The organism is Formosa sejongensis, from assembly GCF_033447105.1.
In the GTDB taxonomy this organism is placed as follows: domain Bacteria; phylum Bacteroidota; class Bacteroidia; order Flavobacteriales; family Flavobacteriaceae; genus Formosa.
In genome coordinates this window covers 1-12,037 of the sequence record NZ_JAWQUN010000032.1, presented here as the reverse complement: position 1 = coordinate 12,037, position 12,037 = coordinate 1, and the positions used below count along the sequence as shown (strand labels likewise).

Annotated in this window: 13 protein-coding genes; 12 read left to right on the top strand and 1 reads right to left on the bottom strand. The window is 30.8% G+C overall.

Annotated elements, in window-relative coordinates; translation table 11 throughout:
- Positions 1–386: 386 nt before the first annotated feature.
- The 12 genes from R6X41_RS18445 to R6X41_RS18390 all read left to right on the top strand — a co-directional run bounded on the left by R6X41_RS18445 (position 387) and on the right by R6X41_RS18390 (position 11,098).
- Positions 387–1,217: a hypothetical protein gene (locus tag R6X41_RS18445; protein WP_318501835.1), complete on the top strand. Its 831-nt coding sequence runs from the start codon at positions 387–389 to the stop codon at positions 1,215–1,217.
- A gap of 306 nt (positions 1,218–1,523) precedes the next feature.
- Complete coding sequence (locus R6X41_RS18440) at positions 1,524–1,952, top strand: PH domain-containing protein (RefSeq protein ID WP_318501834.1); 429 nt, start codon at positions 1,524–1,526, stop codon at positions 1,950–1,952.
- 305 nt (positions 1,953–2,257) lie between these two features.
- Positions 2,258–2,932, top strand: a complete 675-nt coding sequence (locus tag R6X41_RS18435) for a class I SAM-dependent methyltransferase (RefSeq protein ID WP_318501833.1) — start codon at positions 2,258–2,260, stop codon at positions 2,930–2,932.
- A gap of 67 nt (positions 2,933–2,999) precedes the next feature.
- Positions 3,000–3,341 carry a hypothetical protein gene (locus tag R6X41_RS18430; protein ID WP_318501832.1) on the top strand — a complete coding sequence of 114 codons (342 nt, stop codon included), beginning with the start codon at positions 3,000–3,002 and terminating at the stop codon, positions 3,339–3,341.
- 262 nt (positions 3,342–3,603) lie between these two features.
- Positions 3,604–4,011: a hypothetical protein gene (locus R6X41_RS18425; RefSeq protein WP_318501831.1), complete on the top strand. Its 408-nt coding sequence runs from the start codon at positions 3,604–3,606 to the stop codon at positions 4,009–4,011.
- Positions 4,012–4,195: 184 nt separating this feature from the next.
- Complete coding sequence (locus R6X41_RS18420) at positions 4,196–4,720, top strand: DUF6933 domain-containing protein (protein WP_318501830.1); 525 nt, start codon at positions 4,196–4,198, stop codon at positions 4,718–4,720.
- Between the two features lie 813 nt (positions 4,721–5,533).
- Positions 5,534–6,448 (top strand): cysteine synthase A, encoded by a 915-nt coding sequence (gene cysK / locus R6X41_RS18415; RefSeq protein ID WP_318501829.1) that lies wholly within the window; start codon positions 5,534–5,536, stop codon positions 6,446–6,448.
- Between the two features lie 140 nt (positions 6,449–6,588).
- Positions 6,589–7,245: a sterol desaturase family protein gene (locus R6X41_RS18410; RefSeq protein WP_318501828.1), complete on the top strand. Its 657-nt coding sequence runs from the start codon at positions 6,589–6,591 to the stop codon at positions 7,243–7,245.
- 79 nt (positions 7,246–7,324) lie between these two features.
- Positions 7,325–8,242: a prolyl aminopeptidase gene (gene pip, locus R6X41_RS18405; RefSeq protein ID WP_318501827.1), complete on the top strand. Its 918-nt coding sequence runs from the start codon at positions 7,325–7,327 to the stop codon at positions 8,240–8,242.
- A 173-nt stretch (positions 8,243–8,415) separates the two neighbouring features.
- Positions 8,416–9,279: a universal stress protein gene (locus R6X41_RS18400; RefSeq protein WP_318501826.1), complete on the top strand. Its 864-nt coding sequence runs from the start codon at positions 8,416–8,418 to the stop codon at positions 9,277–9,279.
- Between the two features lie 12 nt (positions 9,280–9,291).
- Positions 9,292–9,663 carry a hypothetical protein gene (locus R6X41_RS18395; protein WP_318501825.1) on the top strand — a complete coding sequence of 124 codons (372 nt, stop codon included), beginning with the start codon at positions 9,292–9,294 and terminating at the stop codon, positions 9,661–9,663.
- Between the two features lie 265 nt (positions 9,664–9,928).
- Positions 9,929–11,098 carry a DUF3095 family protein gene (locus R6X41_RS18390; RefSeq protein ID WP_318501824.1) on the top strand — a complete coding sequence of 390 codons (1,170 nt, stop codon included), beginning with the start codon at positions 9,929–9,931 and terminating at the stop codon, positions 11,096–11,098.
- 84 nt (positions 11,099–11,182) lie between these two features.
- Here the strand turns inward: R6X41_RS18390 and R6X41_RS18385 are convergent, their stop codons facing one another.
- The gene (locus R6X41_RS18385; protein ID WP_318501823.1) at positions 11,183–11,863 is read right to left on the bottom strand and encodes a Crp/Fnr family transcriptional regulator; all 681 of its coding nucleotides are present in this window, start codon (positions 11,861–11,863) and stop codon (positions 11,183–11,185) included.
- Between the last annotated feature and the right edge of the window lie 174 nt (positions 11,864–12,037).

The window sequence follows — 12,037 nt, the reverse complement described above, 5'->3', positions numbered from 1 at the left end:
CGATCCTCTATGCAGAGCCATAAAAGTATTTGGTTGGTATCATTTTGATCTTAGCGTCAAAAACAAAAATTTGTATTCTAGAATTCCAATTTTGCAGTTATGGCATTATCATTAGTTCCCCGAAGTAGAACTCCGAGGCATTCTATCCGATTTATATTTGTTAAGTACATCATAAATTTTATACACAAAAACACATTTCAAAAGCTGTTTAGATAGAAAATTAGTATTTTTGGTTCCTTCAAAAAGATGTTGTGTGTTTGCACGTTTTTATTTTCCTTCGGAAAACACTCACACTCTAATCTGTAACATTACTTATCAACGTATATTCAATTATATCCTGTAGTCCAACTTCAGGTCGACATATTCACTATAAAACAGAATACCTCATGAGAAACAGTTTAGTAATTAGTATAATTTCAATTTTCACTTTAATTTCCTGTAAAAACGAGTCAAAGCATAGTATTAAAGAGACACAACCGACTCAACAGGAAGACATTTTTGAGTTTCAAAACAAAGGTCATGAGTTCGTTTATAACATGACACAAAAAGTAGGGGATTACAGTAAACTTATCGACAAAAAAGATGTCGTTTACACCTACACTTACCAAACACCAGACGGTAAATCTGATTCTTCTACAGAAAAGTACATCTTTAACGAAGAGTTATCTTATGGGTTATATAATAAGCATGAGCGCACACTACCAAACTTAGAAGGTGAAATTGAACAAGGTTACGATGGTAGCGAATTCTGGTTAAAAAATAAGGGCGAAATAGTTACCGATACGACGGCTTTAAAACAGGTAGCTTTTAATAGACCTACTAATTTTTATTGGTTTACCATGAACCAAAAACTATTAGATCCAGGCTTAAATTACGAATACATTAAAACACAAACCATAGGAGATAACGACTATGATGTTGTTAAAGTAACATTTGAATCTAAGGATAATAAACCTAAAGATATTTATCAAGTATACATTAATAAAGAGACCCAATTAATCGATCAGTTTCTATTTACAGTAATGGAATTTGGGAAATCGGACCCGCTTTTAATGGAATTAAAATATGAAGATATCGATGGTATACTTATGCCTACAGAACGCAGATATAAAGGTTCTAATTGGGATGCCGAAGTAACCGATGCGCCTTGGGTACAAGTAACCTGGACGGATATTAAATTTGACAATGATTTAAAAAAATCAGACTTTAAAAAATAAAACGGATTACAATAAGAAATCTATTAAGGGATTAAATGCCATACCAGAACGTAAGGCATTGTAATCCCTTTTTCTTTACACTTAACACACAGAAAACGCTGATAAAAGTTAATTATTCTTACTTTTAATCGTCATACACAAATGGTTTACTTAAAGAATAATAAGTTATTTTTAAAGAGTATATTACATGTTGTTTTGTATTTTAAACGCTAAAACAACAGTGCACAAAAGCAGACAACTTGTTAAGACCTAATAAGATTGAAGCTGAAATACACACAACAATTACACGTTTTATAAGATTATATAATGAAAACCTATAAGTCGAAAATCGGATTCGAAATACTCATAATTGAAATACTAATTTTTGGGTCTATTATTATTTTTATGGTCTTTCAAGATCAACCAATAGAAGCCATACTTTCGGTAAGTGGCATTTTAGCGCTTGTCTTTACATTGTGTTTATACTTAAATTTATCTACCGAATATATAATATATGAATCTGGCAATTTAAAAATAAAAACAGGTATTTTCTATTCTAAAGTGGTTGAAATAAATAAAATTAAATCTATTGCGAAATCAAGTAATTTTGTATCCTCCCCTGCTCCATCTTTAGACAGAATTGAGCTAACCTATGGTAAATTTGATGTGATTATTATATCTCCAAAACAAAAAATCGAATTTGCACAAGCGTTAATAAAACTAAACCCAAGCATCGAAAATAAGCTATCTCAATAAAAACCCTCAACCTTTTTTTATTCGGTTGGAGACTGTTATAATATACAGATTACAGCGCCTTATTTTTAGTTTTCCATTACAAACTAAATTGTAAAAAACGGATCAGGTTCATTTTCTACTTGTCTACCGGTATGCAGGTTCGGTTTTTATTTGCTTAATCAGAACAACGTTGGTAAATTGATTAAATAAAAACGTTGGGTAACACTTTTATAAAGAATGCGTAATTTAGTACTAAGCTAAAGAAAATTGCGTCCTTGTTTTCATAAAAAAACAGTTAAACACAATGAAAAATAGTTTACTCAAGTATGTTAGAAAGAAATAAAGAATCAGTAGAAACCTATAATCAATCAGCAAGTAATTATCAAGATAAATTCATGAAAATGGATTTATACAATGATACCTTTGATACATTTTGTAAATTATTTAAAAACAAGAATTCTGAAATTCTTGAAATTGCTTCTGGACCAGGGAATGTGACTAAATATTTACTTAGTAAGAGGCCTGATTTTAAAATTCTTGGAATTGATTTAGCACCTAATATGATTGAGTACGCAAAAAAAAACAATCCAAATGCTAATTTTAAAGTTTTTGACTGCAGAGAAATCTCAAAACTTGAAAAAAAATTTGAAGGAATAATGTGTGGCTTCTGTATGCCATATCTATCCAAAGAAGAATGTGAAAAACTTATTAGTGATTCTTCTAAACTTCTGAGTAATTCAGGATTATTATACATGAGTACAATGGAAGATAATTATGAGAAATCCGGATATGAATTAACTAGTTTTAGCGGAGAAAATAGAGTTTATATTTATTATCATCAAGCGGAATTTCTATCAGAATGCTTGAATAAATATGGTTTTGAAATTATTGACTTAAAGAGAAAAAAATATTCTGAACCTGATGGCACTTTTTTAACTGATATGATATTTATTGCTAGAAAAAAACAAACAAAGTTGCCTATAATAAGAGAGACCAATTAATATGACTAGACTATTTATTTTATTATTACTCGTTTTTAGTTTATCAAGCTATGCCCAAAAGAACGCTATGAATAACATAACTAATTTAGAACTCAATACAAAAACAGAAATAGACAATTCCCTTTCTATTGAATTAACTGGGTTCTCGCACAAAAATGCAATAAGTGAGAAACAAGCTTATGTAATATCTGGTCATTTAATTTTTTTTCAAGGGGAAAAAGAATACGAATTGATGATTTCAATGTATGAAAGTACAGACAAAATTTACGATGAGAAAGAGTATGAATCTATTAATTGGAAGCGATACACAATCAAATTAATACACATTAGCTATAATGAATCCATTGATGTTGTAATTACTAAAAATGATGAGCTTATAAAAAAAACTAACATAAAGATCAATAAATAGATCCAGCCAATAAAATTATGATCTCCAAATACGCTCAATTTGTAATCGCCCCGCTTTTGTATGAAATCCGTATTTACTTAGCCTTTACAATCGTAGCGCAAAAAAAACGCATTTAAATTGTTCAACGAAATTAGATTATATTAGACTTCAAGATATCTAATATGCTATATCAATTATCAACATAAAAATCAATTTTAACCTGTAGCTATATTACTTAGACCAACCGTATTATAAAAATTAGCAAACACTAAATAACAGTATTATGAAAATAGTATTTAACGAAAATGAAAAGTCAATTGAAATAAAAGACGGATTAAAAACACAGTATTTATTTTTGAAAATAATGCTGATTTTTACTCTCATTAATTCCATTGTTTTTCCTGTTTTTGTTTTGGACAAAAAGCAATTAAAATGGTTGGGATTTATTTGGGTAATTATTGGATTAGCATCGATTATAATGCTGATTTACCAATTAATGAAAAAATCGACATCTGAAAAACTGAACTTAACTGAAATTAGTTCTCTAACCGAAAATCGAGTTTTTGGTCGACAAAGGTTTAGTCTAAAACTTACAAATGGGAAGTTGAGAGACTTAGTGGAAATGAAAAATGAATCTGATATCACAGAAACAAAAAAGTTATTCAAAAGCATCGGAATTGAAACGCGCTAAATAAATAAAAAACGATTTGCAAATACCAGTATAAAAAAATCACTGATTTAAACTAAGCCAAAAATTTAATGCTCCGTTTGCTAGCATCTTATTTTCCTGTAGAGTATTCTATTCTGTTTTTATTTGCTAAATTACTTACTCAAATACGGAATTAATCTTACACAAAAACGTTTGTTACCAATTGATGAAAACGAAAATACATACAACTAAAAAGTTAGAAAAATTAGTCAAGAAACTAATCACAACTGACCAAGAAACTGATTGCGGAATTCTCGGAAAATGGAATGCAACAGTATTTTATGTCGACAGAAAAAAATGCTGGTTAATATCAAACGGACTAACCAAATACAATGTGATTCTGACTGATATAAAATCATCGGACTTGAACACTATTGATCAGATTTTTAAAGATGCCCTTTTCGGACAACTAATTTATGACGGAATATTAACTGACTTTGAAACTATAAATTTAATTATTGGCGGACTGGTTTTTCTGCCGACCGATAATGACCGTAGTACGACTGGATTTCAAAATCAAAGACTTTTTGAATTAGATTGGTGGAAAAATGATTTCGACAGTTTAGAAAACATGCCAATAAGAGACTTAACAAACCGAATGAATACAAGTCCTATTCACATTGGAAAAGAAAAGAAAATGTCTGATTTCACTGATTCTGTTGAAGAAATGAAAAAATTACTAACGGTATAAAAAATAGTTAGCTTTAGATAAACCAAAGTTTTTTATTCCGTTTGCTCGCTTCTAATTTTACTGCAGAAAATTATCGCACACAAAAACGTAAGCTACAAGCAAAACTAAAGCTTTTAAAACACCCAACACTTGTCGAGATCTATCTGATTATAAAGTCCAATTAATTATTTTGGGATTTTAGGCTTCTAATTGTGGTTCGTGAAGACTAGAAAACCCAAACTTGATTCGAATTTATGAAAAGTACAAACCTTAAATTTTTGAAATACTTGCATTCTCACAAGATACTTAGAAATGAAATTGGCTTAAAACAATAAAGATAAATTACTTTGGTTACAGTTAAGTGATTTAAAAGAACAGGATAATTCTGCTGCAATGATATATGGAATTCCTGACAACTTTTTAATAGTCAGAAACGGAATACTGATTGGAAGAAGTTTACGTGGATAAAAATTGTAGCAAACACTAGAATAATGCTATTGCAACTGTAACGCTCACTCCCCCCTATCACCTTTAATCAAGTTATAGATTCTTCAATCGGATCTCGCATACGACTAACTCCAATCAGAAAAGTATAGCGATTTACCAAATAGAGGTTGACACATTATTAATGCAATCTAATAACGGTTATTGCCTATTTACTACAACAAATAGCCCCTCGGATAATCTTAAGAAATAATCGATATATAATAATTACTACTCAAAAAACATTAATTTTATACTTCTGAAAATGGCGTATTTAAAACGCGCCTGTATCACTTTATATTCCATTAAGAACCGTTTAAGTATTAAAGACTTAAACATTAATAAAATAATATGAAAATCAATAACATTTTAGAAGGTATTGGTAATACTCCCGTAGTAAAGTTGAATAAATTATTCCCGAATGCTAATGTTTGGATGAAACTCGAAAAATATAATCCCGGAGGAAGTATTAAAGACAGAATTGCATTGGCTATGATTGAGGATGCAGAACGCAAAAACATTTTAAATAAAGACACTGAAATTATTGAGCCTACATCTGGAAACACAGGTATTGGCTTAGCGATGGTTGCTGCTGTAAAAAATTATAAACTTACACTGGTTATGCCAGAATCTATGTCGGTTGAACGTAGAGCCCTAATGGCTGCTTACGGTGCAAAACTTGTATTGACACCTAAAGAGTTAGGTTTAGGAGGTACAATTGCAAAGGCGAAAGAATTGGTTGAAAACAACAAAAATGCGTGGATGCCTTCTCAATTTACAAATCCAGCAAACCCTGAAATACACGAAAGAACAACCGCTTTAGAAATTGCTGCCGATTTCCCTGAAGGTATAGATTATTTAATTACAGGTGTTGGTACTGGTGGTCATATTTCGGGTATGTCTAAAGCACTAAAAGCAAAATTTGCAGATTTAAAAGTCTTTGCTGTCGAGCCTAACGACTCCCCAGTAATCTCTGGAGGCCAACCAGGACCTCATGCTTTACAAGGTATTGGCCCAGGATTTATTCCGGAAACATTCAATATAGATCTCATAGATGGTGCCATTAGAATAACAAAAGATGAAGCATTTTCTGAAGTTCAGAATATAGCAAAAACCGAAGGTATTTTGGTTGGCATTTCTACCGGAGCGTCTTTAGCAGCAGTAAGAAAACAGTTAGAATCAATACCTAGCGAAAAAACAATACTAACTATAAATTATGATACTGGAGAACGCTATCTTTCAATCGATGGTCTTTTTACAGTGTAAATTTTAATGTAATAATCGGCTAGACAAAAAATCAATCTAGAATTAAGAAAGCGCTCTGAAACAGATTTTATGGCGCTTTCTTTTTTTAAATAAGTTTAATAATATATTACACAATTCTGTAATAACATTAATTATAAAATATGGGCTTAAAAAATCCTTTGATATTTTTCCCTTTACTTATTACAGCAAATTGCATCGCATATGTATTAACTATTGTGATTAGTAAATTATGGAACATAACATATAATTTCAAAGAAACGCTTCTTAAAAAAGAAATAATTGGGTCTTTAGTTATATTATGTTTAAATATTCTAATTGCAATTCCAGGATATATCCTTTGGATTAAAGGAATAATAGTGTTTTCTAAATCTAATATGTGGCTTTCTTTTATTAGTATTTTCTTCTTAATGGATTTTTTGATGTATGTTTTACATTATCTATCTCATAATATAGAGGTATTACACAAAATCCACTCAAAGCATCACGAACATTCAGATCGTTTTAATTCTGTCAGTTTATATCATATGTCGCCTTGGGAATCTATTTTTTTTGGTCTATTACTAACCATAGTAACCATAGTGTTTCAATTTAATCTTTATGGTTTTATTTTATTTCTAATTTTCAATTGGTTATACGGCATAATCACGCATTTAAACGGAAAGACCTATACACCCTTTATGTTTATTTTTACAACAAATACATTTCATAAAACACATCACAAGCTTAACAATAGAAACTTTGGGTTTTATACCTTTTTTTGGGATAAATTATTTAAAACAGAAAAGAAAAATTTGTAATAAAAATTGTTAGCTAATCGTTTAAACGCATAACAAATTAATAATCAACACATCAGTACGCATTAGAAAACACCAAAACATGAAGCGTTTTGAATCCAATTATTTAAGAGTAAGTAAAACGCATAACATCTATTTTGAAGTTTTCGGAATTACAGAAACCGAACCGATTTTATTTGTTCACGGAGGTCCTGGAGCAGGATTTTCTGAAAACGATAAGCGCTTTTTTGATTTCAAAAAACAAAAAGTTATTTTCTTTGACCAAAGAGGATCTTCTAAAAGTCTTCCTTTTGGTTCTATTATAGAAAACACGACTCAAGATTTAGTTCAAGATATTAATACGCTTTTAGATTATTTAGAAATAGACAAAATTATTCTTTTTGGTGGCTCTTGGGGAACAACTCTAGGCCTAGTTTATGCCATACAAAATCCGAATAGAATAAAAGGTTTAGTGCTTCGCGGAATTTTTTTAGGTAATCAAGCATCTATAGACCATTATTTAAATGGGGGTGTAAAAAAAGAATTTCCTGAAGTATGGGAACGATTTAGTAAAAAGGTACCCAAAGATCGTAAATTATCAATTCCTGAATTTTACTTAGATAAAATGATATATGGATCAAAGGAAGAACAAAAACACTTTGCTTATGAATGGGCCTTTTATGAGATTTCCATCTACAAAAAAAACATAACAAAAAAAGCCGTCGAGGACATTTTAGATCACATCCCATATGAATCTCTATCTATAATGGAAGCTCATTATTTAGGCAATAATTGCTTTATTACAGAAAATTATATTTTAGAACACGTAAATTTATTAGACAACATTCCTATTAAAATTGTTCACGGAAAAGACGATGCTATATGTCCTTTAAAATTTGCTATTGAATTGAATGATAAGTTAACGCATAGTGATTTATACATTACAGAAGGTGGCCATTCAGATTCTGAACCAGAGATTGAACACACACTAATTGACATAATACATAAAACCGTTTGGTAATAAATAAACTTACCTCAGTTCTAAAATTGCCTTCTCTTTTTCTAAAACACATAATATATAAGTTTTTTATATCACTTTTATTTAATGTATTTTTAGCATAACCTAATGGGCTTCCGAGTTACAGGGATTAGTCCACGCCGTTTTAATCAATTACGCAAAATATATTTTAAATAATGAATACGATAAAAAAAATACTAGTTCCAGTCGATTTAAGCGACACAGCATTGCATACTGTTTTATATGCTTTAGAATTTGCAAAAGAACATCAAAGTCATGTTGAAGTATTTTACAGCTCTGCAGTTCCTTTAGTTTATGGAGAAAGTGCTTATTTTGGAGATGGTTTTGGCGCAGATAATGCAGCCATGATGATGCAAGCCTACCAATTAGAAAATGAAAATGCGAAAGAAAAATTAGAACTTTTTAAAGTTAATTTAGAAAAGCATATTAAAGAAAAACATTTATCTCTTGTCCCTATCAGTTATAACTTTGAATTTGGTAGCGCTATGGCAGATATTAATGTAGAAGCCGAAACTAATAATAGCGACCTTATAATCTGTGGCATTCACGATCATGAGGATCCTTCTAGACTCGTAAAAGGTATTAGTGAAAAGCTATTACGCAATGCGACAACCCCTGTAATTGCTGTTCCGGAACAAGATCATTATACACCTATAAAAAATGTAGCTTATGCGACTAATTTCCATAAACATACTGTGGAAGAAGTAGAACAATTTTTAAGCTTCATTAAACCTTTTGGTGCCAAAACACATTGCGTACATTTAGGAGACATGCTTAATGAACAACAACAAATGGATGCTAATTTAAAACCTTATTTTAAAGATAATGATGCTGTAGATTTTCATATCGTATCAAGCACAACTTTAAACGATGGCTTAGAAGCGTTTATTAAAAGACATAATATTGATGCCTTAGCCTTACATCCACACAGACCCGCTATTTGGAATCAACTTTTTGGAAAAAACCGTTTGGAAAGTATTTTACAACATACCAACGTGCCGGTAATTACAGTACACTAAAATTAAAAACTCATGAAATACTTAAAACACATAGCCTTTTTATGTCTATTAATAACTGTTAGTAGCTGTTCTTCTGGTCCCTTAACAATAAGTGATAATAATACAAAAGTAGAATACCAGTTAGACAGTCCGTTTCAAATACAATTGGAAGGTGATGCTGAAGGGAAAAACAAATGGGTATTAGGATCTGAGATTGAACCCGTAATCACTTTAACCGATAAAAGCACGAGTGTTAAAAACGATAAAATGATTTACACTTTCAATTTTAAAGTGAATACAGATGGCGAAAAAGATGTGGTCTTAGTTTACCAAAATGAAGATGAACCAGAGGTCTTTCAGATAAAAGTAATTGCAGGAACCATGGGACGAATCCTTGAAGAATAAATACAATATTTTATAATAGAAGACGCTCGCTAACGCGGGCGTTTTTAGGATTAAAAATAAGCTTACTAATTACACAAATTAGTTTATGCTGTATATATTTCATTAACGGCGACGCTCCTACTTAAGATAATATTCAAGGATTTATCTTCCGTTTTTATTTCATAAATTAGGTGTTTAAAATCTGCAATAAACCATCTATAACCTTTGGCTATCCTAGTGAAAAAAGAATTTTTGAATAATAAATCATCAATCGGTATTTGTAATAATGGAGAACATTAATTTCTATACTGAACTTAAAAACTCAGGTAATAATCTTGTGGATTTATTGGCTAGTGAATCCTTGTTTTCTGATGTCCCAAACACCTGGCATGTGGTGGTAGTAGATATTCAAAATTCAACTCAAGCTGTTGATGAAGGTAAGCACCATCAGGTAAACTTAACTGCAACCGGTGCAATAATATCTGTATTAAATATTATACGAAAAGAAAAACAAAGTATTGAAATCCCTTATTTTTTTGGTGGTGATGGCGCTACGTTTATTCTTCCTACGCTGTTTTTAAATAAAATTATACTGATTTTAGAAAATTACAGCCTTCATATTAAAAGAAATACCAACTTAATACTTAGAGTTGGACACATTTCTGTAGCTTATCTATCAACTCAAAAAGCGGGTCTAAAAATAGCTAAACATCAACTTACAGATCAGTTATCAATTCCGATAGTATTGGGTAATGGTTTAAAAAAAGCTGAAGAAATTATAAAAAATAATTTTGAAGAAAACAACATTTCTCATTTCGAAAAAGACCTTTTAAACTTGGAAGGAATGGAATGCAGATGGAAACAAATTAATCCTACGCAGTCCCAAAAAAAAGTTATTTGTCTATTGTTAGATGCTGTTAATGAAACCGATCAAAGAGCGATTTATAGAGCTATTATAAATCAAATGAATACCGTATTCGGCACATTTAAAAGCCGACAACCTATAAAATCGAACAATCTATCATTAGACTTTAGTCTTCTTAAAATTTGGGAAGAAATGAAAATTAGTCTAGTCAATAAAAATTTGATTTACTTAATTAAAAACTGGATTGCAACACTTTTTGGGAAACTCTATTTAAACCTATCTCCCAACGGAAAACAATATTTAAAACAAATTGGTCAATTATCGCATACGTTTATGCTAGATGGTATGATTAACACCATTTTCACAGCCGAACAGCAAAACATAGACCTGTTTATAGATTATTTAAATCGACTAGAAAAAGATAATAAAATCATCTATGGTATTCATATCACACACGCATCCGTAATGTCTTGTTACGTTTTGGATAGAAAAACGAAACATTCTCACTTTGTTGATGGTACCGAAGGCGGATATACCTCTGCCGCTAAAATGTTTAAAGAAAAATTGCTAAAAGTAAAACCTCAGCTCTAAGTAATACGGATAAAAGTAAGCATGCGACAAGTCCCAATAATTTTAACTTACATCCTGAAACACCCCTAGACTAAAACACATCTATTAGTAAAAATTAGCCACGCGAACAAGACTTTCAATATTTAGTAATTGAATTTTACGTCCGTCTGTAGCAATAAGTTTATCATGTTTAAAATCATGAAGCACACGCGCCAAGGTTTCTACAACTGTCCCAGCCATATTCGCCAAATCGGATCTAGAAAGTGTAATATACGTATTTGTAATACCTTCAACTTTATATTTATCTTGTAAAATTAGTAAATTAAGAGCTACGCGTTCCCTTACTGTACGTTGAGATAATACGGCCATAAGATTTGCCAATACACTAAATTCATGGCTTAAGCTTTTCAATAATAAGCGTGAAAAAGAAGAAGAATCTTTTAGTATCTCATTAAACCCTTTTATGGTTATAAAAGAGATTACAGAATTTTCTATGGCTACTGTTGTATCTCCATAATTACTTTCACTAAGAACAGAAGAATAGCCAAAAAATTCGCCAGCATTATAGATATAAATAATCTGCTCTCTCCCATCGTTATCCACTTTATATTTTTTCACTTTACCTGTCTTTAAATAAAAAATACCAGAAGGCAATGTCCCTTCAGTAAATATAGGCTGGTGTTTACGAAAGTTTTTATCGACCATTATATCTTCAAGGAAATCTCTGTCATGCGAGGGCAACTCGCTTAAAATATACTGGCTATTGAATGTTAATTTTGTTATCATAAATGAGTAGCAAAGTTAAACCTTAATTTCCTTTTTGACATGAAACTTGATTTAACTGAACCACTATGGACTACAAGTCCATAGGTTCGGGCTCGTGACTGAAAGTCACCCCATGATCATTTCTCAATTATAAAATTTGTGATATTCCCATCGTCCGGTCTACGATGATGCTCC

Coding starts and splice junctions, on each gene's coding strand:
- R6X41_RS18445 (WP_318501835.1), top strand. CDS start 387: ATGAGAAACAGTTTAGTAATTAGTATAATTTCAATTTTCACTTTAATT.
- R6X41_RS18440 (WP_318501834.1), top strand. CDS start 1,524: ATGAAAACCTATAAGTCGAAAATCGGATTCGAAATACTCATAATTGAA.
- R6X41_RS18435 (WP_318501833.1), top strand. CDS start 2,258: ATGTTAGAAAGAAATAAAGAATCAGTAGAAACCTATAATCAATCAGCA.
- R6X41_RS18430 (WP_318501832.1), top strand. CDS start 3,000: ATGAATAACATAACTAATTTAGAACTCAATACAAAAACAGAAATAGAC.
- R6X41_RS18425 (WP_318501831.1), top strand. CDS start 3,604: ATGAAAATAGTATTTAACGAAAATGAAAAGTCAATTGAAATAAAAGAC.
- R6X41_RS18420 (WP_318501830.1), top strand. CDS start 4,196: ATGAAAACGAAAATACATACAACTAAAAAGTTAGAAAAATTAGTCAAG.
- cysK (WP_318501829.1), top strand. CDS start 5,534: ATGAAAATCAATAACATTTTAGAAGGTATTGGTAATACTCCCGTAGTA.
- R6X41_RS18410 (WP_318501828.1), top strand. CDS start 6,589: ATGGGCTTAAAAAATCCTTTGATATTTTTCCCTTTACTTATTACAGCA.
- pip (WP_318501827.1), top strand. CDS start 7,325: ATGAAGCGTTTTGAATCCAATTATTTAAGAGTAAGTAAAACGCATAAC.
- R6X41_RS18400 (WP_318501826.1), top strand. CDS start 8,416: ATGAATACGATAAAAAAAATACTAGTTCCAGTCGATTTAAGCGACACA.
- R6X41_RS18395 (WP_318501825.1), top strand. CDS start 9,292: ATGAAATACTTAAAACACATAGCCTTTTTATGTCTATTAATAACTGTT.
- R6X41_RS18390 (WP_318501824.1), top strand. CDS start 9,929: ATGGAGAACATTAATTTCTATACTGAACTTAAAAACTCAGGTAATAAT.
- R6X41_RS18385 (WP_318501823.1), bottom strand. CDS start 11,863: ATGATAACAAAATTAACATTCAATAGCCAGTATATTTTAAGCGAGTTG.